Here is a 23,561-nt window from a genome sequence, read left to right on the forward strand (position 1 = left end):
CGAGGCGTTGAAATGGAATTTTTGAATTCATTTTGTCAGTTTTTCCCTTGCGACCCGCGGATTGACTCCGTAGTTTGCAGAAAATGAATTCAAAAACCCGCCCCGGCGGGCATCGCAAGGAGGAAAGACCATGACCACGGCCAGCGCCCTCAAGCAGAGCGACGACCTGCACTCCGCCATCCGCTTCGATGAAGACAGGTTTCCCGATGCCATGGGCTGGCGCGCGAAGTTCGGCGTGCTCACTCCCGCGCCCAACACCATCGTGGAAAATGAATTCCATGAAATGGCCCCGCGCGGCGTCATCAACATCGTCAACCGCTATTATGTGCCCAACCAGAAGGTGCGGTCCGACGACGACTGGCGGCTCATCATGGCCCACACCCGCCGCAATGTGGCGGATGCGGTGGACGCCCTGGTGCAGGGGCAGATGGATCATCTCATCATGGGCATGTCCTCGGAGAGCTTCATGGGCGGCGTTGAAGGCAGCATGGCCCTGCGGCAGGAGCTGAGGGAGCGGGCCGGATGCGAGGTCACCGTGGGCGCCGAGGCCGCGGAGCGCGCCTTCGAGGCGGTGGGGGCCAAGCGCATCGCGCTGCTGACGCCCTATTACCCCGTGATCGACCAGAATGCCGTGCGCTACTTCACCGAGAAGGGCTATGAGGTGGTCGCCGTGGAGGGCCTGAAGTGCAAGAGCATCATCCATGTGGGCTCGCAGCGCGCCGACACGCTCATCCCCGCGGTGAAGGCGTTGGCCGCGCACAAGCCGGACGCCATCATCCAGCTGGGCACCAACCTGCGCTTCGCCCGGATTGCCGATGAAGCCGAACGCTGGCTGGGCCTGCCCGTCTTCTCGGTCGGCACCGCCATCTATTGGACCGCCCTGCGCAAGATGGGGATCAACGACCAGATGAGCGGCTTCGGCAGCCTGCTCGAGCACCACTGAGCTGCAACCGGCGCCGAGCTCGCCAGGAGCCGCGCCCCGCGCGGCTCCAAGAAGCTGGCCGGCGCCAAGGGACCCAAGGAGACACGCCATGCCATTCCGCTTGACCCGAAGGGGCGTCCTCGCCGTCATCGGCACCGGCCTTTCCGCCCTCGCCCTGCCGGCCGCCGCCCAGGAGAAATATCCCATACGCCCCATCACCATGGTGGTGGGCTTCGCCCCCGGCGGCGGCACCGACATCATCGCCCGCCTCATCGCGCCGAAGGTCTCCGAGGTCCTCGGCCAGCCCGTGGTGGTGGAGAACCGCTCCGGCGCCAGCGGCACCATCGCCACGGCGGCGGTGGCCCGCGCCAAGCCCGACGGCTACACCATGCTGATGGGCCATGTGAGCTCGAACGCCATGGTGCCGGCGGTGACGAGTGTCACCTATGACCCCCTGCACGCCTTCACCCCCATCATCATCGTGGGCACCGTGCCGCAGGTGGTGGTGGTGCCGGCCTCCTCGCCGGTGAAATCGCTGCAGGAGCTGATCGCCTATTCCAAGGCCGACAAGCAGCAGCTCAATTACGCCTCGTCCGGCGTCGGCACGCAGCAGCACCTGGCCGCCGAGCTGTTCAAGCAAGCCACCGGCGCGCGGATGATGCACGTGCCCTACAAGGGCAGCGGACAGGCCATCAACGACCTCGTGTCCGGTGTCGTGGACCTGAATTTCGACACGGTGCCCACCGTGCTGCCGCACATCAAGGCCGGCACCTTGCGCGCCCTCGCCGTGACCACGCCACAGCGCGTCGCCGCCCTGCCGGACGTTCCCACCGTGGCGGAAAGCGGGGTGCCGAACTATGACGTGAGCACCTGGTACATGGTCATGGGCCCGGCCGGCCTGCCCGAGCCCATCGTGAAGGCCTGGAACAGCGCGGTGAATACGGCGCTGGAAGATCCCGCCGTCCGCCAGCGCCTGACCGACCTCTCCACCGAGATCATCGGCGGCACGACAGCCGACGCCGTGCGGGTCCTGAACGAGGATGTCGCCAAATGGGCCCGCGTCGTCAAGGACGCCGGTATCAAGGCGAACGATTAGAGCATTTTTGAGCGAAGCAGGACCCGGTTCGCGCGACGGAAATGCGCAAGAACAAAGAGTTGGTCGCTTCCGTGATCCCGAGCCACCTGAAGCGATATTGAGCCGGACCCGATCCGGTTGAACCCACCTGATCGGGCCATCCGTCTCTTACTTCGTGACGGAGCACGCCCCGCGCCAACCGGGCGGCTGCGCTCTGCTTCCTCTCATTCTTCGCAATCTCATTCTTCGGAGACAGCGACCATGACCCATCCTCTCATGGGGCGCCGGCGCGCGCTCGGACTTCTTGCCTCCGCTGCCGGGGCAGGGGCGACCCTGGCCGCGCCCGCCATCGCCCAGACGCCCGCCATCAGCCAGACGTCGGTCATCACCTGGCGCATGGCCACCTCCTGGCCCGCCGGCCTGCCGGTGCTGGCGGACAGCGCCCAGGCCTTCGCGCGCACGGTGGGCGAGGCCAGCGACGGCCGCCTCAGGATCGAGGTGGTCGACCCCTCCGTTCACAAGGCGGCGGGTGGGATCTATGACCTCGTGCGCTCCGGCGCCTACGAGGTCGGCCACACCACCGCCCATTACTACAAGGACAAGGCCCCGGCCTTCGACTTCTTCACCGCCACGCCCTTCGGCTTCACCGCCAGCGAAAACTATGCGTGGCTCTATGGCGCGGACGGATTGGTGCTGATGGACGAGGTGTTTCGTCCGCACGGCATCGTGGCGCTGCCGGCGGGCAACACCGGCGCCCAGATGGGCGGATGGTTCCGCAAGGAGATTTCCAGCGTCGACGACATCCGGGGTGTGCGCATGCGCATTTCCGGGCAGCCCGGGCAGGTATGGGCGCGGCTCGGCGGCGTTGCCGTCTCGCTGCCCGGCGGGGCGATCCCCAAGGCGTTCGCGGACGGACAGATCGATGCCGCAGAATTCGTCGGGCCGGCCATCGACCTCGCGCTCAAGCTGGAGACCTTCGCGGACCATTATTACGGCACCTGGCACGAACCGAGTGTGGAACTGCACGCCTTCATCAATGCCGCCCGCTTCGATGCCTTGCCCGACGACCTGAAGGCGGCGGTCCGCGTCGCCGCCCGGGCCGCCGCGTTGGAGACCTTGAGCGTGTCCATCGCGCGCAACGCGGCCGCATGGCAGCTGGTGAAGGCCAATCCTGCCATCAAGGTGCGCAGCTTCCCGCCGCAGGTGCTCGCGGCCATGAAGGCGGCAAATGCCGAGGTGCTCGCCGAGATCACCGCGAAAGATGCGGACGCCCGCCGGGTCGTGGACAGCCAGACGGCATTCCGCGCGCTCACCCGCGGCTATTTCGCCGTCACCGAACTGGTCGCCATGGGGGGAACGAGCTGCGGCTGAGACCGTGGAAGCAGATCTCCTCGCGTGGCGGCGCGGGGAAGGATGTCTGTGCGCGCGGAACGTCGTCGGAGGGTGGCCTCATGGCCTTGTTCGGCGCCGGTTTCCGCGCGCCGCCTATTCGGCCGCCTCGCCATGGGCCCCGGCGAACAGGTGGCCCGCATGGGCAATCACATTCTCGCTGGTTTCGCGAATATGCCGGGCAATGAGGGCGAGAGCCTTGTCCTCGTCCCGCGCAAGGGCTGCGTCGGCGATCATCTTGTGCTCCACATCCTTCTTGCGCCACTTGGTGCGGAACTGGGACGAGATGCGCCGGTAACGATGCGCCCGCTCGAACAGCTTGTTGCGGATTTCCACGAGGGTGGGGGAGGCGCAGGCCGCCACCAGCGAGGCATGGAAGGCGCCATGCACCTTGCCCCAGTCTTCTGAGAGGTAATATTCGCGCCCGAGGCGCGCCTGCATGCGGTCCATGCGATGGAAGGTGGACAGGATTTCCGCTTCCCATGCATCATCGCCGTGGCGCATGGAGCGGCGCAGCATCTCGATCTCGATCAGCACCCGCGTCTCGGTCAGGTCGTTGAGGTCGGCGATGGAGACGGGCGCCACCATGAAGCCGCGCTGGCCTTCCGCCAACACCAGGTTTTCCGCGGTGAGCCGTGAGAGCGCCTCGCGCAGGGTCGAGAAACTCACGTCATAGCGGGCCCGCAGCGCCTCGAACCGCAGCTTTTCGCCGGGCTTCAGCTCGCAATTGATGATGTCGCTGCGCATCCTCTGGAGGACGTCGCCGGCCCGCGTTTCCTTGCCGGCCTTCTGAATGTCGCTCATGTCCGCCTCGGTTTCCGCTCCCGCAGCCGCAGAGCCTGCCCGCCGGTGACTCTGGCACCCACCCTAACGGAATTTCGAAATCATTCAATCTCAGGCGGATGTCTGATTTTGTCGCAAATCTATCGCGACGGTCGATTGTGTGCCATATTTCGATATAGAAATTTTTTTCGAAAATTATTGCCGACCTCCGAGATTGTGCCTATCACTTGGCCATGGCCGCGCAGAACGGCCGGTCTACCCCCTAGCGAGGAAGCAATGGCGCATATTGTTCACGCCGTTGGCCATCTGAAGGTTCTGGTCAGCGACCCGGACGCCGTCATCCATGACGCGACCGGCATTCTCGGCCTCCACGTCACGCACCGGGAGGACGGGCAGACCTGGCTGAGCTCCAACGGGCGCGCCGCCGAACTGGTCCTGCTCCATTCCGACCACAACGCCACGCACACGATCGGGCTCGAGGCCCTCACCGTGGAGGCGGTCCGGGCGGCCGAGGCCCGCGTTGCCGACTTTGGGTGCCGTATCGAATCCTCACAGCCGAGCCTGCCCTGCATGGCCGCCGGCGTGACGTTCGTCACCCCGGAAGGGCTGCGCTTCGAGATCCACACGCCGGTGCGGGACATCATCTATGGCCGCCGCCAGCCCACCACGGGGGTTGGCGCGAACCGGATGGATCACATCAATCTCATCACCCCCGATCCGGCCGCCACGCGCGCCCAGCTCGAGGGGATCGGCGGCATGCGCCTGTCCGAGCGGCTGGTGGATGACAGCCTGAGCTGGATGTATGGCGGAAATCGCCAGCATCATATTCTCGGTTTGGTGAAGGGCGCCGCCGGCCTGCACCATTATTCGTTCGAGTTCCTCGAATTCAACCAGTATCTGCGCCTCGGAGATACGCTCGACCGCGTCGGAAAGCAGATGTTGTGGGGGCCGGGCCGCCACCGTCCGGGCGACAATACATACGCCTATTATATCGAAGCGTCCGGCGCCATGGTGGAGTGCTCCGGTGCCATGGCCTTGGTGGCGGATGATGCCACCTTCGTGCCGAACGTCATCACCAATCTCCAGCGCCCCGGAAACGTCCGCGAGATGAATGTGTGGGGCACCCCCGCGCCGCTGGAATGGCGCACCCATCACTTCCCCTTCGCCGCCATCGGCTGATCGAGGCCCGGGATACGACCATGCAAGAGAAGCTGACTTTCATGTCGGACGGCCTGAAGCTGTCCGCGGTGCTCCACGTGCCCGAAGGCCGCCGCGCCGGCGAGCGCCTGCCGGCCTTCATCGTCCTCCACGGCTTCGTGGGCTCCAAGGATGAATCCCACGCCGAGATCCAGGCCCGCATGCTGGAGGATTTCGGTTATGTGGCGCTGCGCTTCGATTTCCGCTGCTGCGGGGAGAGCGAGGGCGAGCGGGCACAGGTGCGCTGCTTCGACCAGGTGGCGGACGCCAAGAATGCGCTGACCTTCCTCGCCCAGCGCCCCGAGGTGGACCCCGCGCGCATCGGCGTGGTCGGCCATTCCTTCGGCGCGGCGGTGGCGGTCTATTCGGCGGGTGTGGACAGCCGCTTTGCCTGCGTCATCTCCTCCTGCGGCTGGGGCGACGGGGAGCGCAAGTTCCGCGGCCAGCACCCGACGCCCGAAGCCTGGGCGCGCTTCACCGCGCTACTGGAGGCCGGCCGCAAGCACAAGCGCGAGACCGGGCAGAGCCTATGGATTTCCCGCTTCGACGCGGTGCCGATCCCCGAGCCGCTGCGCCGCAACCTCTCGCCCAAGGCGATCATGGAGATCCCGGTGGAGACCGCGATCAGCATGTATGAGTTCCGGGCCGACGACGTGGTGGGCAATATCGCGCCCCGTCCCGCCCTGTTCTTCCACACGGCGGACGACGGCATCACCCCCACCGAGCAGTCCATCCGCCTGTTCGAGAAGGCGGGCCAGCCGGCGGAACTGATGCTCATCACCGGCACCTCCCATTTCCCGCTCTCCGAGCAGGATGCGCCGCGCACCAAGGTGATGATCAAGTCCTGGCTGGACAAGTTCTTCCCCTCGCCCCTCGGGGGGGCGGCATGAGCGGCACGCCGCTCGCCCTCGCCCCGGACGCGCTCTCGGCCTTTGCCGCGCGCCTGCTGGAGGCCGGCGGCTTCCGCGCGGTCGATGCCGCGCGGACCGCCGACCTGCTGGTCTGGGCCAATCTGCGCGGCGTGGACTCCCACGGCGTGCTGCGCATCCCGCGCTACGTGGAGATGGTGGGGCAGGGCCTCATCAATCCCGACGCCGAGCCGCACGTGGTGCGGGAGCAGGGGGCTGTGGCCCTCATTGATGCCGGACTTGCGCCCGGCGCCTCGGCCATGGCGCTGGTGACGGACAAGGCCGTCGACATCGCCGGCCGGCTGGGCGCGGGGATTTGCGTCGGCCGGAACGTCACCCATGCCGGCGCGGTGGGGTATTTCGCCCACCGCATCGCCGCCGAGGGGCTGGTGGGCATTGTGATGACCGCCTCCAAGCCCCTCATGGCCTATCCCGGCGCACGGGGAGAGGCGGTGTCCTCCAATCCCCTCGCCATCGCCGCGCCCTCCCAGGAGGCCGGCGAGCCGATCGTGCTCGATATGTCCACGGCGGCCGTCGCCCTCGGGCAGGTGCTGGCCGCCCGCGACGCCGGCCGCGCGATCCCGGAGGGCTGGGGCATCGATGCCGCCGGTCGGCCCACCACTGACCCCGCCGCCGTCCAGGCGCTCACCCCCATGGCCGGAGCCAAGGGCGCGGGGCTCTCGCTGATGATCGAAGTCCTCTGCTCCCTGTTGGCGGGGCATCCGCTGATCGCTCCGGCTCTCGCGGGCGACCCGCCGGCCGGCTTCAACGGCTTTGTCGCGGCCATTGATCCGGGGGCCTTCGGCGCGCGGGAGCGCTTCCTGGCGGACGTTCACAGCCTCGCGGCAGCCATCCGCGCCCTGCCTCCGGCGGAGGGGACGCAAGCGGTCCTCGTGCCGGGCGACCGGGGGCGCCGCACGGCTGTTCAGCGCCGCTCCGGCATCCCGCTGGCGCGGGGGACGTCCTCCAAGCTCAAGGAATTGGCTGTCCGCCTCGGGGTGACCATCCCCGACGCGCTGCAAGCGGCCTGAACCGGCAAAAGACCGGGCTTCGGCGGCCAGCCAGCCGCCACGGGAAGGAAACGAGCCATGAAGCTCCTGTCCTACGCGATAGGGGACGAGGAAAGCTGGGGCACCGTGACGGATGACGGGATCGTTGATCTCGCGCGCGTCGTGCCCTCATGCCCGACGCTTGCGGATTTCATCGCCGGCCCGCATTTCGCGGCGCGGGACAGGCTGCTTGCCGGCGCGCCGGGGCCGGTGATCGCCCTGGACCAGATCCGCTACCTGCCGGTCATTCCGCGCCCGGAAAAGATCGTCTGCGTCCTGCGCAATTATCATGAGCCGGACGCCGGTCCCGACGCCGCGCCGCCGCCGGCCTTCCCGCCCATCTTCCTGCGGGTGTGGCGCTCGCAGGTGGGGCATCTGGAGCCGGTCATCCGACCCCGTGTCTCGACGCAGCTCGACTTCGAGGGCGAGCTGGCGGTGGTGATGGGCAGGGCCGGCCGGCATATCCCCGCTGAGACGGCGCTCGATCATGTGGCGGGCTATTCCATCTACAATGATGTGAGCGTGCGCGACTGGCAGCGGCATGCCCAGCAGATCGCCGCCGGCAAGAATTTCGTCGGCACCGGCCCCTTCGGCCCCTGGATGGTGACGGCGGACGAGATCCCCGACCCCTCCGGCCTGACGCTCGTCACCCGCCTCAATGGCGAGACCGTTCAGGCGTCGGACACGTCGCGGCTCATCTTCGACGTGCCGGCGCTCATCGCCTATTGCTCCACCATCTTCGATCTCGTGCCGGGCGATGTGATCGTCACCGGCACGCCGGCCGGCGCGGGCTTCACCCGCAAGCCGCCGCTCTATCTCAAGCCGGGCGACCGGATCGAGGTGGAGATCGCCCGGATCGGCACGCTCAGCAACGACGTCATCGACGAATAGGCCGCACAAGACGGCCAGGATCGGATCGGGAGGAAAACATGAAGCTTCACGCCCTGGCGCTCGGCGCCGCCACCCTCGCCTTCACCGTCACGGCGAGCCTCGCGCAGGAGATCAGGCTCGGCGCCACCCTGTCCACCACGGGGCCGGCGGCCTCGCTGGGCATTCCCATGAAGAACACCCTCCAGATCCTCCCCAAGGAGATCGACGGTGTTCCGGTGTCCTGGACCATTCTCGACGACGGCACGGACACGACCCAGGCGCGGCGCAATGCCGAGAAGCTGGCCTCGGAGAATGTGGACCTGATGATCGGCGGCAACACCACGCCCACGTCCCTCGCCGCCGTGGAGATCGCCGGCCGCACCCAGACGCCGGTGCTCGCCATCGCGCCCTCGCCCGGCATCATCGAGCCCGTGGAGGGGGCGAAGACCTGGGTCTTCAAGGTACCGCTGGGCGAGCGGGAACTGGCCGAGCGGACGCTGGCCAGCATGTCGAGCAGGGGCGTCAAGACCATCGGCTTCATCGGCTTCAACGATGCGCTCGGCGAAGGTTGGCTCAAGGAGTTCGAGCGCTTCGCCCCGAAGTTCGGCATCACCATCTCGGCGGTTGAGAAATTCGCCCGGACGGACACCTCGGTGGTGGCGCAGGTGCTGAAAGTTCTGGCATCGCGCCCGGATGCGGTCTTTGTCGCTGCCACCGGCACACCCGCCGTGCTGCCCACCGCCCAGTTGCGAGAGCGGGGTTACAAGGGCCTGATCTATCAGGCGTCCGGCGTGGTGAATAACGACTTCCTGCGCGTGGGAGGCAAGAATGTGGACGGCGTGCTGATCGCCGCCGGCCCGCTGCTGGTGGCCGGCTCTCTGCCGGACAGCAACCCCAGCAAGGTCACCAGCCTCGACTTCGTGAAGCTCTATGAGGCCGCTTATGGCTCCGGCTCGGCCTCCCTGTTCGCCGGCAATGCCTATGACGCCTGGCTCTTGATCCGCAATGCGGTGTCGTCGGCCCTGAAGGTGGCCAAGCCCGGCACGCCGGAATTCCGCGCGGCCCTGCGCACGGCGCTGGAAAAGACCGACGGCCTCGCCGTGACCAATGGTGTCGTCACCTTCGGCCCGAACAATCATGGCATCTACCCGCCGGGCACGCCGGTGATGCTGACGGTGCGCGATGGCACCTGGGCGCTCGCCAACTGACGGACGCCATCGTCCTGCCGACGGTCCCCCCACGGCGCCGTCGGCCCCTGCCGCGCTTTGCAAAAAGGTCCGTCATGACGTTCGACATCGCGCTGTTCCTGGCGCAGGACGGCATCGTCAACGCCGCCATCTATGCGCTCATCGCCCTCGCGCTCGTGCTGGTGTTCCAGGTCACGCGCATCCTGTTCGTGCCGCAGGGCGAGTTCATCTCCTACGGCGCCCTGACGCTGGCGGCGCTTGAGATCGGGCAGGTTCCCGCCACCATCTGGATCCTGCTCGGCGGCGCGGTGGCCAGCGCGGTGATGACAACCCTGCGGGAGCGGGCGCGGCTCGGCCGGCTGCGGGTCCCGCTGGGGCAGATTGCCCTGGTGGCCTACGCCCTTGTGGTGGTCGCCCTTGTCCTCTGGCTGGCGCCCATGAAGCCGAGCCAGTGGATCGCCATTCCCCTGACGCTCGCCCTCATCGTGCCGCTCGGCCCCATCCTCTACACCACGGTGTTCGAGGGCATCGCGCGGGCCTCCAATCTCACGCTGCTGATCGCGGCGGTGGCCCTGCATTATGCGCTGGTGGGCATTGGCCTCCTGCTGTTCGGAGCGGAAGGCGCGCGCGCGGCCTCGCTGTCGGACGCGGCCTTCGCCCTGGGACCGGTCATCATCACCGGGCAGAGCGTGTTGGTGGTGCTGGCGACGGCGGCCATCATGATGTTTTTGTACGTGTTCTTCAGCCGCTCCATCGAAGGCAAGGCGCTGCGCGCCACCGCTATCAGCCGCGAGGGGGCAAAGCTCGTGGGCATTCGCCCGGTGCATGCGGGGCGCCTGTCCTTCCTGTTCGCGGGGGCCATCGGCACGGTCAGCGGCGTGCTCGTCGCCTCGCTCACCACCTTTTATTACGACTCCGGCTTCCTCGTGGGGCTGAAGGGCTTTGTCGCCGCCATCATCGGCGGGCTCGCCAGCTATCCGATGGCGGTGGCGGGCGCCCTCATCGTCGGCTTCCTGGAATCCTTTTCCTCCTTCTGGCTCAGTGCCTTCAAGGAAGTGATCGTGTTCGCGCTCATCATTCCCGTTCTGCTCTGGCGTTCCCTTCGGGCGCCCCACACCGAGGGCGAATGATCCATGGCCCGCCTTCTTCCCATCTTCGCCCTGCTGGCGGCGGTCCTCGTGGCGCAAGCCCTCACCGGCGGCCATGCGGTTTCCGTGCTGAATTACATCGGCCTCTATGCGCTGGTGGCGTTGGGCCTCGTGGTGCTGACGGGCATCACCGGGCAGACCTCCTTCGGCCAGGCCGCCTTTGCCGGCATCGCCGCTTATGCGGCGGCGGTGCTTGCGACGCGCTACGGGCTCGGCCCGCTGGCAACGCTGCCGGCGGCGCTCATCGCCACCGCGGTGGCGGCCTTCCTCATCGCGGCCATCACGCTGCGCCTGTCGGGGCACTATCTGCCGCTGTCCACCATCGCGTGGGGCATCAGCCTGTTCTACCTGTTCGGCAATATCGAGATGCTGGGCGGCCACACGGGCCTCGACCACATCCCGCCGCTGTCCTTCTTCGGCCATGAACTGACCGAGGGGCGCGAACTGGGCGTGCTCATCTGGGGCTTCGTGGCGCTGGCGATCTGGGCGGTGTCGAACCTGCTGGATTCCGCCCAGGGGCGGGCCCTGCGCGCAGTCAAGGACGCGCCCCTGATGGCCGAGACCTTCGGGGTGGACACGGTGCAGGAGAAGCGCATCGCCTTCGTGCTGGCGGCGCTGCTGGCGGGCCTGTCCGGCTGGCTCTATGCCTATCTGCTGCGGTTCGTGAATCCCTCGCCCTTCAGCCTCAGCATCGGCATCGAATATCTGTTCATGGTGGTGGTGGGCGGGGCGGGCTATGTGTGGGGCGCCATCATCGGCGCCGCCCTCATCACGCTGGCCCGCGAATGGCTGCAGGACCTGCTGCCCGCCTTGCTGGGCGCGAGCGGCAATTTCGAGACGGTGGCCTTTGGCGGGCTCATCATCTTCCTGCTGCATCGCGCCGATGGTGGGGTGGCCGAACGCCTCTCCGGCCTCGTGCGGCGGCTGCCCTTCCTGGCGCCGCCTGAAGCGGGCGGCAGGGCGGACGGTCCCGGCCTTCCGGTGCGCCCGCGGCCGCCTGCGGGCGGGGACCTGCTGGTGGTGGATGGCGCGCGCAAGGAGTTCCCCGGCCTCGTGGCGGTGTCTTCCATCAGCCTCAAGGTGCGGGCGGGTGAAATCCTGGGCCTGATCGGGCCGAACGGGGCGGGCAAGAGCACGCTGTTCAACCTCATCTCCGGCACGCTGCACCTCACCTCCGGAACGGTCACGTTCGCAGGGGAGGTCATCAGCGGGCAGACACCCCGGCAGATCGGAGCGCACGGCCTCGCGCGCACCTTCCAGCACGTGAAGATGATGCCGGGCCGCAGCGTGCTTGAGAATGTGATGCTCGGGGCCCACCGCCGCGCCCATACCGGCGTGGTCGCCTCGTGCCTGCATCTGGAACGCGGCCAGGAGGCGGCGATCCGGGCCGAGGCCATCCATCAGATCCGGCGCGTGGGCCTGGAGGATGTGATGATGCAGCCGGCGGGCAGCTTGCCCCTTGGCAAGCAGCGCATCCTCGAAATCGCCCGCGCCCTTGCCGCCGACCCCATCCTCCTGCTGCTGGACGAGCCCGCCGCCGGCCTGCGCCTGCCGGAAAAGAAGATGCTCTACAAGCTGTTGCGCCAGTTGCGCGGGGAGGGGCTGGCCATCCTCATCGTGGAGCATGACATGGATTTCGTCATGAGCCTGGTGGACCGCCTGGTGGTCATGAATTTCGGTCAGCTCATCTGCGAGGGAGATCCGGCCAAGGTGCAGGGTGACCAGCGGGTGGTGGAAGCCTATCTGGGAGACGCGGCATGAGCCGGCTGCTCGACATCCGCGATCTGCGCGTTGGCTACGGGCAGGTGGAGGCGCTGTTCGGCGTCTCGCTGAACGTCGCCCCCGGCAGCATCGTCACCGTGGTCGGCCCCAATGGCGCGGGCAAATCGACCCTGCTCAATGCGGTCGCGGCCCTCATTCCCAAGCGGTCGGGGAAGATCGCCTTCGCCGGCCAGAGCACGGATGGCCTCGCCACCGAGGAGCTTGCCGCCTGCGGCATGGCCCTGGTGCCGGAGCGGCGGGACCTGTTCGGCAGCATGTCCGTGGAGGACAACCTCCTGCTGGGCGGCTATCTGCGCCGAGCCGACCGTAAGGGCGTGGCCGCAAGTCTCGACGAGGTCTTCACCCGCTTCCCGCGCCTGAAGGAGCGGCGGACGCAGGAGGCCGGCACGCTGTCCGGCGGCGAGCGCCAGATGCTGGCCATCGGCCGCGCCCTCATGTCCCGTCCCAAGCTGCTGCTGCTCGATGAGCCCAGCCTCGGTCTGGCGCCGCAGATCGTGCGCAATGTCTTCGAGGTGATCGGCTCGCTGCGCGCCACCGGCGTGTCCATCCTGCTGGTGGAACAGAATGCCCAGATGGCGCTGCGCATCGCCGATTACGCCTATGTGCTGGAGACCGGCGAAATCGTGAACGAGGGCACCGGCGCGGCGCTGCTGCACGACCCGCGCGTGATGGAAACCTATCTGGGCATCGGCCACGGCAGCTATGCCGAGTGAGACCGGACCGGGGAATAAAGGCAGAGGTAAGACATGAAAGCCGTTCTGGTGCATACCCCCGGTGGCCCCGAGGCCCTGGACTATGTGGATGTTCCAAATCCCGTGCCGGGGCCGCAGGATGTGGTGATCCGCGCGGAGGCGTTCGGGGTCGGCCAGCCCGACGCGCTGATCCGCAGCGGCGTCTATAAATGGATGCCGCCCCTGCCGGCCAATCCGGGGAACGATGTGGCGGGATACATTGAGGCCGTGGGCGGCGCGGTGGTCACGCTGAAGGTGGGGCAGAAGGTGCTGCTCAGCGCCCGCGACCTGTCTCAGCGCGGCGGATGCTATGCGGAGTTTGTCAGAGCCCCGGCGGATGCGGTTCATCCGCTGGCGGATGCCGTGTCGTGCGAGGAGGCGGTGTGCCTGGCCAACTACCAGGTGGCATGGGCCCTGCTGCACGAGGCGTCCGGCCCCAGGCGCCCCCAGACCGTCCTTGTGATCGGTGCGGCGGGGGGCGTGGGCTCGGCCCTGGTCCAGCTGGCGCGACAGGCGGGCATGCGCACCATCGGCTCCGTCAGCACACAGGAGAAGGCCAATTTTGCCCGCGCCATGGGGGCGGACGAGGTGGTGCTCTATCGCACCGAGAATGTGGTGGACCGGACGCTCGAACTGACATCCGGCGCCGGGGTGGACCTTGTGCTGGACCATGTGGGCGGCGCGGAGTTCGCGGCCTTTCTGCGGGCGCTGGGCAAGTGGGGGACGCTGCTCTCCTACAATGCCTTCGCCGGTCTGCCGGAGGAGAATCTGATGGGCGAGATGCGCAAATATCTGGGCAATTGCCCCGCCGTGCGCTGCTTCTCCTTCCACATCTACGACCATGATCGGCCGAACCGTCGGCGCATCATGGGCGAGGTGATCGCGGCGCTGGAAGCCGGCCAGATCCGGCCCGCGATCGCGGCCCGCTTTCCTCTCGCCCGGGTGCGCGACGCCCATGCCATGCTGGAGAGCGGCGCCGCGCTCGGCAAGATCGTGATGACCCCATCCTGAGCCTTGAACGGGCTCTGCGGGGGAAGGATGCCGACGCCGGCCGGCGCCTCCCCTCGCCCAGCCCCGGGTATCAGGCCGAGGGAATGGGTGTCGGCTGGAAGGCCACCATCTTCCACTGCCCGGCTTCCTCGACCCACACCGTGAGCGCGCGGTTGTTCAGGCGCCGCTCGGTCTTGCCTTCCATGATGATGCGGCCCTCCATGCGACCCAGCACCAGCACCGTGGACCCGGTGACGACCAGTTGCTCCTCCGGGTGATCGAGCTCCAGATAGTCGAAATATTTGCTCGCCACCTTCTCAAGATAGCTCGCCTTGTCGTCCACGCTGGCGTTGGAGTGGGTGTACAGCAGGTTTTCGGACAAGAGCGCGTCGAGGGTTGGAATGTCCGCGGCGATCATCGCGGCGTAGCGCTGCCGTTCGAGGGCGCGGATCAGATCCGGGATGGCAGCGGCGGTGGTCGATTGGGCGGGCAAGGCAGCCTCCATGGTGGACAGCCCATGATACAGGGCGCCGGACGGACGGCCCAGGCCCACCGTTCGCCCCATATGGCGTGCGCCAATGCTGAAGGTCGCCGCGGTGATCCTGGCCTGCGGTGCGTCGCCCGTTGCGATGCTGTCATGGCGGGCAGCACGCCCATAAAGTCCCTGCGGCAAGACGGGAGGGTCAGATCCGGGGCAGCGCGATCCGCCGGCCGTCATCGTGGGTCATCACGTCCATGGCGATGCCGTAGAGGCGCGCCAGGGTGGGCGGCGTCACGATTTCCTCCGGCGTGCCGCGCGCGACCAACTGGCCGCTGTGGAGGGCGACGATCTCATCGCAGAACCGCGAGGCCATGTTCACGTCGTGTAGCACCACGACGACGCCGGTGCCGCGCACGCGGCTCAGGCGCCGGATGAGGGCGAGCACTTCCACCTGATGGGCGATGTCCAGTGCCGAGATGGGCTCGTCCAGCAGCAGGCATTCCGCATCCTGCGCCACCAGCATGGCGATCCACACCCGCTGGCGCTCCCCGCCCGACAGGGTGTCGACGATCCGGTCGGCGAAGCCTTCGGTATCGGTGAGGGCCATCGCCTCTTCCACCTTGCGCCGGTCGGCGGCCGTGAAGGGGCCGAGCGCGCCGTGCCAGGGATAGCGCCCGAGCGCAATGAGTTCGCGCCCCGTCATGCCCCCCGTGGCCGGCGTGGATTGGAGCATATAGGCCACCCGGCGCGCGAAGGCGCGGGCACGCCACTGGCTGAGCGGGGTTCCTGCGAAGCGGATGTCGCCGCCGCTTGCCTGATAATGCCGGCCGAGCAGCTTCAGGAGGGTCGACTTGCCCGATCCGTTGTGCCCGATCAGCCCCACCATCCGAGCGGGCGGCACCGAGAGGTTCAGGGGGTGCAGCAAGGTGCGATGGCCCACGCTGAACCGGACGTCGGACAACTCGAAGAGCGGGGCGGGGTTGGCGGTCATCCTGCGTCCCGGCCAAAGGCGAAGCGGATCGCCAGATTCAGGCAGGCGGGCAGGACCGACATGTGCGTCTCGCCCGGCAGCAGCACATATTGGGCCTCAAGCCCGTCCACCTGCGCCAGCCGGTCCGCCATCAGCCGGGTATTGTCCACGATGCGGCTCTCCTCGAAGCTGGCGCGCCGCTGCGCCTCGTCGGGCGCGCCGATCTGGAAGGGGGCGAGGGCCTGCTCATATTCCCCCGCGATCAGCAGGACCCGCCCGTCGCGGGGCTGTGGCGCGGCGGCAAAAGCGCGGGCCGCATCCACAATGCCGGCGCCCTCCCACCAGATGGCGGGGCTGGCGGGAATCCAGCGCTGGAAGGCGTCGGGGCGCTTGAACAGGGCATGCAGCACGAACAGTCCGCCGAAGGAATGGCCGAGGATGGCTTGCCGGCGCGCGTCCACCGGCAGGCGGCGGGCGATCTCCGGCTTGAGCACATCCTCGATGAAGGCGAGGAAATGATCGGCCCCGCCCGTGCGTACCGGCGGCCCGTCCGGCGTATGTGGCGGATAGGTCTGCCCGGGCGGCGGCCCCATGTCCCACGAGCGGCGCACGCTGTCATAGGCGCCGTCGGTGGGATAGCCGATCCCCACCATCACCCCCCGCTCGATGCCGGTGCCGAGCGGATAGGCCGACTGGACACGCATGATGTCTGCGGCGGTGCCGGCCACCGCATTGGCGTCGAGATAATAAAGGATCGGCCATCCCGCCGCCGGCGCCTCGCCGGTTGGGCGATAGAGAAAGATGCGCCAGGGCGCCTGTCCGGGCTGCGCCGAGATCTCGAAGATCTCGGTGTCCGGGATCACGGCCTTGGCGGGCGAGGGGGTGGTTTCCGGGGGCGTTGGGGTGGAGGTCATGAGCGGGAGGGCTTTCGAGACAGAAGCCAGAGAAACACGGGGGCGCCGATCATCGCCGCGACGAGGCCGGCCGGAAGCTGCCAGGGGAAGGCAAGGGTTCGGCCCACGAAGTCGGCGGTCACCATGACCAGTCCACCCACCAGGGCCGCGCCGTAGAGCTCGGCCAGGGGCTGGCGCAGGCCGATGAGGCGAGCGATGTGCGGCGCCACGAGGCCGACGAAGGACAGAGGGCCGACAAGCAGCGTCGCCATGGCGGTCGCCACGGCCGCTAGCGCGAGCAGCGTCATCCGGGCGCCGGTGAGCGGCATGCCGAGCGCGCGCGGGGTCTCCTCGCCGAGCGGCAGCAGGGCCAGCCAGCGCGGCACCAGGGGCAGGCCGGCCAGAAGAAGCAGGGCCGCCAGCAGGCTGGACCCGGCCGCGACCGCGCCGACGCCATAGGTGGAGCCGGTCATCCAGGCGAACAGCAGCACCGCGCGGGGGTCCCCGCTGGCCATGAGCATGCTGACCACGGCATCGAGCAGGGCCCCGATGGCGATGCCCACCAGGACCGCACGTTCCGGCACGGCCTTGGAGGCGCGGACGAACAGCAGCAGCACCAGGAGGACGAGGCCCGCGCCCAGTGCGGCGGCGGCGGTCTGCTCCAGGCGGCTCATGCTGGACATGAGAAATATGGCGACGGTCAGCCCGCCGGCCGCGCCCGCGCTCACGCCCAGCACTTCGGGGCTCGCCATCGGATTCCCGGTGAGGCGCTGGAGCACACATCCCGCAACGGCCAGCATGACGCCGCCGGCGAGCGCGGAGACGGCACGCGGCAAGCGCAGCGGCCAGAGGCCGGCGGGATCGCCCGGCAGGGCGAAGCTCCACCCCTCCAGGCCGGGGCCCGCCGAAGCCGATATGAGCACGGCGAGCAGCAAGACGACACCGAGGACCACGAGCCAGAAAGCCGGCCGCGCAAAGGTGGTCCGTGGCGGCAGGGCGGACCCGGCGATGGCCCCCGCCGCCACCTTCAGCCCCGGCCGCAGGATGATCCACAGGAGCAGCGGCGCGCCCAGGAGCGCGGTGACCGCTCCGGTTGGCACGGTTTCGTCCAGCAGGGCATCCAGGCGTTGCACGCCCTGGTCCGTCGTCCAGAGCAGGAGCGCACCGGTGGCGGCGGAGGCGAGCAGCCAGGGGCCGGTCCGGCGCGCGCCAGACAGGCGGGCGAGGGCCGGTGCGGCAAGGCCGACGAAGCCGATGCAACCGACCGCGGCCACCACGCTCCCGGTCAGCGCCACCGCCACCGCCAGCGCGCCAAGGCGCGCGGCGGCCACCGACAGGCCGAGGGCGCGGGTCTGGGCGTCGTCCATCCCCAGCAGGGTGAGCGGGCGCAGGAGAAGGAGCGCCGCCAGCGCCGCCAGCGCCAGACGCGGCGCCAGGAACAGGGGCGGTTCCCAGCCCTGGAGGCTCAAGGAGCCGGCGCCCCACAGAAACAGCCCGGCGAGATAATGACTGTTGAACAGCGTCAGCAGGGCTGCGAGCGAGGCGCAGTAAAGCCCCACCACCATGCCGGCCAGGATCACCACCAAGGGCGCGAAGCCGCAGCGGCGCGACAGGACGAGAACCAGGCCGATGGCGGCGAGCCCGCCGGCCAAAGTCACCCCTTCCCGTCCCAGGGCGAGCAGGCCCGGTGCCCAGACCAGCGCCAGGGACAAGGCCAGATTGGCGCCGGCCTCGATGCCGAGCGTGGTGGGCGAGGCGATGGGATTGCGCAGCACCTGCTGGAGGATGGCGCCGGCAAGGCCCAAAGCCCCGCCCGCCAGAAGGCTCATGACGAAGCGCGGTGCGAAGCTGTAGGCGGCCAGGAGGTCTGCGGTGTGCGCGGCATCCGGCGAGAGGATGGCGGAGAGCCATCCGCCATCTGGCAGCAGGCTGGCAAGGTTCAGCCAGGTTCCCACCAGACCGGCGATGCAGAGGCCCGCGAGCAGCAGGGGGGAGGCAAGGCTCGTCTTCACGGAGCGGAGAGGCGCCAGGGTGGTTTCAGCCATGGGCGTTGCCGGCGATCAGATGCGCGGTCAGCTGCCGGGCAAAGCGCATGGCCGAGGGCAGCATCCCGAACATCAGCACCGGCGGCAGACGAATGATGCGGCCGGCGGCGACGAAGGGCAGGCTTCGCCACAGCGGACTGGCCGCAAGGCGGTCCAGCGTGTCGGCGGAGATGGGCTCCAGATAGACCAGCGTGCCGGCACCCCCGCCCGCCAGCGCCTCGATGCCGACGGTGGAGAAGCCCCAGAAATTGGAGGGCACGGTCCAGCCGTTCACAAGCCCGGTCTCCACGAACACGTCGCCGAACAGGCTGCCGGCGCCATAGACGCGCACATGACGGGCATCAAGGAAATTGACCGCGAGCACGGCGCGCCCGGCCAGTCCCGCCGCCGCGAGCTGCGCGCGCGCCTCCGCCATGCTGGCCTGCGACCGCGCGATCAAAGCCTCGCCCTCGGCGACCCGGCCGATGGCGGCGGCAAGCTGGCGCGTGGCGGCCACGCTGCGGGCATAGGCGCTGCCTGCCGGCGGGGCATAGACGGACACGGTCAAGGTCGGCGCGAAGCGCTCGAGCAGCGGCGTGATGCCGTCCAGATAGGGCGTGGTGACGATCAGATCCGGCCGCAGGGCCGCCAGCAGCTCCAGGTTCGGCTCGCGGTCCGCACCCAGGTTGACGATGCCGGGCGGCAGCTCCGGCTCGACCACCCATTGGGCCCAGCTTTCTGGATCGGGAAGGGCGAGGGGCGGCGCGCCAAGTGCGATGAGCGTTTCGACGACCCCGAAATCCAGCGACACGATCCTTGGCGTCGCCTGCGCGGGGGCGGCCCGCAGGACGGCTGCCCCGGACAGGGCCAGCAGGCCCGCACCCGCGGCGCGCAGGACGGCCCGACGGCCCAAGGTGTGCACGGCGCTCACCAGCGGTACTTCAGCCCCGCGATGACCGTGCGGGGCGCGCCCATGTAGCAATAGCCGGCATCGCAAGTGACATAGTCCGCATCCAGCAGGTTCTGGGCGTTGATCTGGAAGTTCCAGCCCTTCAGCTTGGGGTCCATGTAGGAAAAGTCATAGCTCAGCTTGGCGTCCACCAGCGTATAGGCGCTGTTCTGGAATGTGTTGAGGGCATTGCCCCAGGTGGAGCCGACATAGCGCACGCCGCCGCCGATGCCGAGGCCGGCCAGCGCCGTGCCGGGCTGGAACTGGTAGTCGAGCCAGACCGCAAAGGTGTGTTCCGGCGTGCCGGACGGCACCAGGCCCACCGTGGCGGGGTCGCCGGCCACGTTCACCATGTCCAGATAGGTATAGGCGCCGCGCCCGCGGAACCCACTGCCAAAATTGGCCACCGCCTCCAGTTCGATGCCCCGCGCCCGCACTTCGCCGGTCTGCACCTGATAGAGCGGGTTGGTGTCGTCGGTGACCAGGCCGTTGTCCTGGTTGATCTGGAACAGGGACACCGCGAAATAGCCGTCAAAGCCCTTCGGCACATATTTCAGGCCGGCTTCTACCTGTCGGGCCGTGGTGGGCACGAAGGCGTTGCCGTTGACGTCCACGCCCACGTTCGGGGAGAAGGACGTGGCATAGCTCGCATAGGGGGCAAAGCCGTTGTCGAACAGATAGGTGATGCCGGCGCGGTAGGTGAATTTGGTGTCATCGGCACTCTGGCTGGTGCCGGTCAGGAGGTTTGCGTTGCGCGACGTCACCCAGTCCTGGCGGCCGGCCAGGGTGAGGATCCAATTGCCGACCTTCGCCTGGTCCTGCAGGTAGAGGCCGAGCTGGTTCTGGTTCTGGTCGTAGCGGGAGGCGTCGAGGGACGGGTCATAGACCGGTCCGAGCGGCTGGAGCGTGGTGAGGTTCACGTCCGAGGCCGTGCCGTAGCCGATGCCGCCATTCAGCCCGAGATACGAATAGTCCAGCCCCACGAGCACCGTGTGCGAGACCGGGCCGGTGTTGAAATTGGCCTGCAGCTGGTTGTCCACCACGAAGGACTGCAGATCGTCCTGGACCATTGCGGAATAGCGGCTTGCCGTATTGGTGGCGGCGTCGACCCCATTGAGGCCGGTGTAGCGGACCGAGGTGTCGGCTGCGCCGTAGCGCAGGTTCTGGCGGACTGTGAAAATGCTGTCGATGTCGTGCTCGGCCAGATAGCCCACACGCCATTGTTCCTGATCGAGGGCGTTATAGTCGCCGAAATTCTTGCTGAAGACGTCCGTCGACGTTCCCGTCCAACTGTAAAAGGGCATTGAGGCCGGGGTGGTGGACTTCTGGTATTCCCCGAGGAAGGTGATGCGGGTGGAATCGTTCGGCTTCCAGGTGAAGGCCGGCGCGATGAACGTCATGTCATTGGTGCCGCCATTGACCACATTGGGTGCGCCGGCATCGCGGTAAAGGCCGGTCAGCCGGTAGAGGAGCGTGCCGTCCTTGTCCGCCGGCCCGCCAATGTCGAATTGCCCCTGCCACCAGTCATAGTTGCCGCCCTGGACCTCCACCTCTCCGAACGCCTTCTCGGTGGGGCGCTTGGAGGTGATGTCGACGATGCCGCCGGGAGACCCGAGGCCATAGAGGGCCGAGCTTGGGCCGCGCAGCACGGTGACGCTCTGGACGCCATAGGGCTCGACCTTGAAGATCGACATGTTCGCGCCCGGCAGCCGCAGCCCGTCGCGATAGATGCCGTTATAGGTCATGTCGAAGCCGCGGACGGTGAAGGTGTCGTAGCGCGGGTCGTAGCCGCTCTGCTGGGAGCGCACGCCGGGCGTATAGGCGACCGCCTCCGTCAGCGTCTGGACGTTCCGGTCGTCCAACTCCTGCCGGGTGATGACCGAGACCGACTGGGGCGTGGACACCAGCGGTGTGTCCGTCTTGGTGCCGGCGAGGCTGGTGCTGGCCACATAGCCGACCGTGCCGTTGCCCTGGGCCTCCACGTCGATGGTGTCGAGCTCGATCACCCCGGCGCCGCTGCTGGTGGGCTGCGTGCTGGGGTCCACGATGGTGACGCGGTTCTCGGCGGTGAAGCGATAGGTCAGCCCCGACCCGCGCAACATCAGGTCGAGCGCCTCCGAGACGCTGTACGTCCCCTGGACCGCGCCCGACCGGCGTCCGCCGAAGCGCGCCGTATCAAAGAAGACGCGAATGCCCGCCTTCTGCGCAAGGGCGAGAACGGCGCCGTTGAGATCCTGGGCGGGGATGTTGAAGCTCATGCGGGCGACGCGGGCGGGCGCCTGTCCTGCCCCCTGTCCTGCCCCCTGTCCCGCCGGCAGGCCCGTGGGCTGGCTTGCCGCCTGGGCCTGGGCGGGCGTGGGTCCGGCGGACTGAAGGGCGAGCGCGAGGCCCCCTCCCAGCAGCCCGGCCTGTGCACATTTGAGCACGAAGGCGCGTCCCGACACCGCACCGAGATGATGCTCTCGCAGGCGTTGAATGGGGGGACGGGCGCCGGTTGTCATCGAATTCGTTCCTTCCTGCAGAAGCGGGGCGCGGCGCACCGCGTGCACGGGCCTACAGGGAGGAAGACAAGCGAGCCGGCAGAGTCCGTAAAAGAAAAATGCCGGTTCGCGGATTTTTCAATAAAGCACTGTCACGAAAGGATAAATTGAACGGGACCCGATGCCCAGTTCCGCCGTGATGGTCTCGATGGCGTCGCCAAGGTCATTGGTGGCGAACACGCCGCTCACGCGCCGGTCCGCCAGGGCGCGGTCGAGGATGATGATCCGGCCCCGCCGATAGCGGTTGAGCGTGTTCACCACCTCGCCGAGCCGCGCTCCGCTGAACACCAGCATGCCCCGCCGCCAGGCGGTGGCGACGGCGACCTCGCGCTCGCGGACCGGACCGAGGCCGGCTCCGCCGCCATAGCCGACCTCCTGCCCGGGCGAAAGGACCACGCTTTGGCCGTCCAGATGCAGGGCGACGGTGATCTGGTGCTCGACGGCCAGGACATCCACGCCCCCGGCATCGCGCTCGACCATGAATTGCGTGCCCAGCGCCGTGGTGGAACCGCCTTGGGCCTCCACCACGAAGGGACGGGGCTCTGACGGGGAGCGGGGCTGTGCGGCGAAGAAGGCCTCGCCCGCGAGCAGCTCCACGCGGCGCTCGGCGGCGCCGAAACGCAAGGCGATGGCGCTGGCGGGGCCAAGCTCGGCCGTACTGCCGTCCGGCAACATCACCGTGCGCACCTCTCCCGGCTCCGTGCGGTGGTCGGCGGCGAGCAGCAGCCATGGGTCGCCGAACTGGAACCGCGCGAGGCCGGTCGCCAGCAGCAGGATGCCGGCCACGGCACCGATCCGGGCGGTCCGCTGGGCTGCCGACAGGCGTCGCCGGCGGGGAACCAGATTGCGCAGGGGGCCGGGATCGTGGCGCAGAAGCGACAGGTCCCGCCATGTGGCGCTCGCCTCTTCAAAGGCGGCCCGGTGGTCGGGATCTTCCTCGAGCCAGAGGCGCAGGGCCTGCTTTTCATCATCGCCCAGCGGCCCGCCATCCAGCCGCGCGATCCATTCGGCTGCGCGTTGCTCTATGGCATCCGCGCGTTCATCGACGCTGTTCACCTTTGGACGTCCCCGGCTCGATGGCTCCCCTTCTATGAGACAATCGACGGGTGCCGATACCGTAATTTTCGCGCAGTTTTTTCGTCGGTCTGCCTCACCGGGCCCGCAGGCGGCGGGTCATATGGGCGATGGCGGTGGCCAGATGCTTCTGAACCGCGCTTTCCGAGATGCCCAGATAGCGGGCCACCTTGGCGTGGGTGAGCCCCTCGATTCGGTTCAGGATGAAGACCTCCTGAGAGCGGCGGGGCAGTTCCTGCACCAGGGCATAGATGCGCTCAAGCTGAAGGCGGGCGTCGGCAATGTCTTCGGGCGAGGGCTGGTCCGCCGGGATCTGCGTGAACGCCTCGGGCGCCATCGTCTCGGTGCGCCGCACGGCTTCCCGCTTGTGATGGTTGATCAGCAGGTTGCGGGCGATGGCATAAAGATAGGCCCGGACATCATGAATCCGGGTGTCGGGATGCTCCAGCACGCTGAGGAACGTGTCCTGCACCATGTCGCTGGCCGTATGCCCATCGCGCAGCCGCCGCTGGAGATAACTCCGCAGCTCACTGCCAAAGGTTGAAAATACAAGCGACATGTCCGGCTGCATGAAATCGTCCGCCACCCCCTATCCCGAA

At 68.1% G+C, this 23,561-nt stretch carries 21 protein-coding genes; 12 read left to right on the forward strand and 9 right to left on the reverse strand.

Features of this window, described 5'->3' with window-relative positions:
* Nucleotides 1–130: 130 nt before the first annotated feature.
* The 3 genes from ACT54L_RS23910 to ACT54L_RS23920 all read left to right on the forward strand — a co-directional run bounded on the left by ACT54L_RS23910 (nucleotide 131) and on the right by ACT54L_RS23920 (nucleotide 3,368).
* Nucleotides 131–943, forward strand: coding sequence for a maleate cis-trans isomerase family protein (locus ACT54L_RS23910; RefSeq protein WP_476088165.1), 813 nt, complete (start codon nucleotides 131–133; stop codon nucleotides 941–943).
* A gap of 88 nt (nucleotides 944–1,031) precedes the next feature.
* Entirely contained in the window at nucleotides 1,032–2,018 is a 987-nt protein-coding gene (locus tag ACT54L_RS23915) for a Bug family tripartite tricarboxylate transporter substrate binding protein (RefSeq protein ID WP_476088166.1), read from the forward strand.
* A gap of 240 nt (nucleotides 2,019–2,258) precedes the next feature.
* Nucleotides 2,259–3,368, forward strand: a complete 1,110-nt coding sequence (locus tag ACT54L_RS23920; RefSeq protein ID WP_476088167.1) for a TRAP transporter substrate-binding protein — start codon at nucleotides 2,259–2,261, stop codon at nucleotides 3,366–3,368.
* A gap of 114 nt (nucleotides 3,369–3,482) precedes the next feature.
* Here ACT54L_RS23920 and ACT54L_RS23925 read toward each other — a convergent pair whose 3' ends face one another.
* Nucleotides 3,483–4,190: a GntR family transcriptional regulator gene (locus ACT54L_RS23925; RefSeq protein WP_476088168.1), complete on the reverse strand. Its 708-nt coding sequence runs from the start codon at nucleotides 4,188–4,190 to the stop codon at nucleotides 3,483–3,485.
* A gap of 255 nt (nucleotides 4,191–4,445) precedes the next feature.
* On the opposite strand from ACT54L_RS23925, the gene ACT54L_RS23930 reads away from it, so the two are divergent.
* The 9 genes from ACT54L_RS23930 to ACT54L_RS23970 all read left to right on the forward strand — a co-directional run bounded on the left by ACT54L_RS23930 (nucleotide 4,446) and on the right by ACT54L_RS23970 (nucleotide 14,052).
* Complete coding sequence (locus tag ACT54L_RS23930) at nucleotides 4,446–5,348, forward strand: VOC family protein (protein ID WP_476088169.1); 903 nt, start codon at nucleotides 4,446–4,448, stop codon at nucleotides 5,346–5,348.
* Between the two features lie 20 nt (nucleotides 5,349–5,368).
* Complete coding sequence (locus tag ACT54L_RS23935; RefSeq protein WP_476088170.1) at nucleotides 5,369–6,256, forward strand: alpha/beta hydrolase; 888 nt, start codon at nucleotides 5,369–5,371, stop codon at nucleotides 6,254–6,256.
* Nucleotides 6,253–7,305, forward strand: a complete 1,053-nt coding sequence (locus ACT54L_RS23940) for an Ldh family oxidoreductase (protein WP_476088171.1) — start codon at nucleotides 6,253–6,255, stop codon at nucleotides 7,303–7,305. Before ACT54L_RS23935 ends, ACT54L_RS23940 begins: the two co-directional genes overlap by 4 nt.
* 57 nt (nucleotides 7,306–7,362) lie before the next feature.
* A complete protein-coding gene (locus ACT54L_RS23945; RefSeq protein ID WP_476088172.1) occupies nucleotides 7,363–8,214 on the forward strand; it encodes a fumarylacetoacetate hydrolase family protein in 852 nt (283 codons plus the stop codon).
* 38 nt (nucleotides 8,215–8,252) lie between these two features.
* Nucleotides 8,253–9,401 (forward strand): ABC transporter substrate-binding protein, encoded by a 1,149-nt coding sequence (locus ACT54L_RS23950; RefSeq protein ID WP_476088173.1) that lies wholly within the window; start codon nucleotides 8,253–8,255, stop codon nucleotides 9,399–9,401.
* Nucleotides 9,402–9,475: 74 nt separating this feature from the next.
* The gene (locus tag ACT54L_RS23955; RefSeq protein WP_476088174.1) at nucleotides 9,476–10,510 is read left to right on the forward strand and encodes a branched-chain amino acid ABC transporter permease; all 1,035 of its coding nucleotides are present in this window, start codon (nucleotides 9,476–9,478) and stop codon (nucleotides 10,508–10,510) included.
* 3 nt (nucleotides 10,511–10,513) lie between these two features.
* On the forward strand, nucleotides 10,514–12,289 hold the full coding sequence (locus ACT54L_RS23960; protein WP_476088175.1) for a branched-chain amino acid ABC transporter ATP-binding protein/permease: 1,776 nt from the start codon (nucleotides 10,514–10,516) through the stop codon (nucleotides 12,287–12,289).
* Complete coding sequence (locus ACT54L_RS23965) at nucleotides 12,286–13,023, forward strand: ABC transporter ATP-binding protein (RefSeq protein WP_476088176.1); 738 nt, start codon at nucleotides 12,286–12,288, stop codon at nucleotides 13,021–13,023. The genes ACT54L_RS23960 and ACT54L_RS23965 overlap by 4 nt, the downstream gene beginning before the upstream one ends.
* 33 nt (nucleotides 13,024–13,056) lie before the next feature.
* Nucleotides 13,057–14,052, forward strand: coding sequence for a zinc-dependent alcohol dehydrogenase family protein (locus ACT54L_RS23970; protein ID WP_476088177.1), 996 nt, complete (start codon nucleotides 13,057–13,059; stop codon nucleotides 14,050–14,052).
* A gap of 70 nt (nucleotides 14,053–14,122) precedes the next feature.
* Here the strand turns inward: ACT54L_RS23970 and ACT54L_RS23975 are convergent, their stop codons facing one another.
* The 8 genes from ACT54L_RS23975 to ACT54L_RS24010 form a co-directional block, all read right to left on the reverse strand.
* Nucleotides 14,123–14,524 carry a nuclear transport factor 2 family protein gene (locus ACT54L_RS23975; RefSeq protein WP_476088178.1) on the reverse strand — a complete coding sequence of 134 codons (402 nt, stop codon included), beginning with the start codon at nucleotides 14,522–14,524 and terminating at the stop codon, nucleotides 14,123–14,125.
* 190 nt (nucleotides 14,525–14,714) lie between these two features.
* Nucleotides 14,715–15,503 carry an ATP-binding cassette domain-containing protein gene (locus ACT54L_RS23980; protein WP_476088179.1) on the reverse strand — a complete coding sequence of 263 codons (789 nt, stop codon included), beginning with the start codon at nucleotides 15,501–15,503 and terminating at the stop codon, nucleotides 14,715–14,717.
* Nucleotides 15,500–16,396, reverse strand: coding sequence for an alpha/beta hydrolase (locus ACT54L_RS23985; RefSeq protein WP_476088180.1), 897 nt, complete (start codon nucleotides 16,394–16,396; stop codon nucleotides 15,500–15,502). The genes ACT54L_RS23980 and ACT54L_RS23985 overlap by 4 nt, the downstream gene beginning before the upstream one ends.
* Nucleotides 16,393–18,420 (reverse strand): Fe(3+)-hydroxamate ABC transporter permease FhuB, encoded by a 2,028-nt coding sequence (gene fhuB / locus ACT54L_RS23990; protein WP_476088181.1) that lies wholly within the window; start codon nucleotides 18,418–18,420, stop codon nucleotides 16,393–16,395. The genes ACT54L_RS23985 and fhuB overlap by 4 nt, the downstream gene beginning before the upstream one ends.
* Nucleotides 18,413–19,330: an iron-siderophore ABC transporter substrate-binding protein gene (locus tag ACT54L_RS23995; RefSeq protein ID WP_476088182.1), complete on the reverse strand. Its 918-nt coding sequence runs from the start codon at nucleotides 19,328–19,330 to the stop codon at nucleotides 18,413–18,415. The genes fhuB and ACT54L_RS23995 overlap by 8 nt, the downstream gene beginning before the upstream one ends.
* Nucleotides 19,327–21,774, reverse strand: coding sequence for a TonB-dependent siderophore receptor (locus tag ACT54L_RS24000; RefSeq protein WP_476088183.1), 2,448 nt, complete (start codon nucleotides 21,772–21,774; stop codon nucleotides 19,327–19,329). Before ACT54L_RS24000 ends, ACT54L_RS23995 begins: the two co-directional genes overlap by 4 nt.
* Nucleotides 21,775–21,966: 192 nt before the next feature.
* Complete coding sequence (locus tag ACT54L_RS24005; RefSeq protein WP_476088184.1) at nucleotides 21,967–22,944, reverse strand: FecR family protein; 978 nt, start codon at nucleotides 22,942–22,944, stop codon at nucleotides 21,967–21,969.
* 94 nt (nucleotides 22,945–23,038) lie between these two features.
* Nucleotides 23,039–23,548, reverse strand: a complete 510-nt coding sequence (locus tag ACT54L_RS24010) for an RNA polymerase sigma factor (RefSeq protein WP_476088185.1) — start codon at nucleotides 23,546–23,548, stop codon at nucleotides 23,039–23,041.
* Nucleotides 23,549–23,561 lie beyond the last annotated feature (13 nt).

This window comes from Aquabacter sp. DMC10, assembly GCF_056314145.1.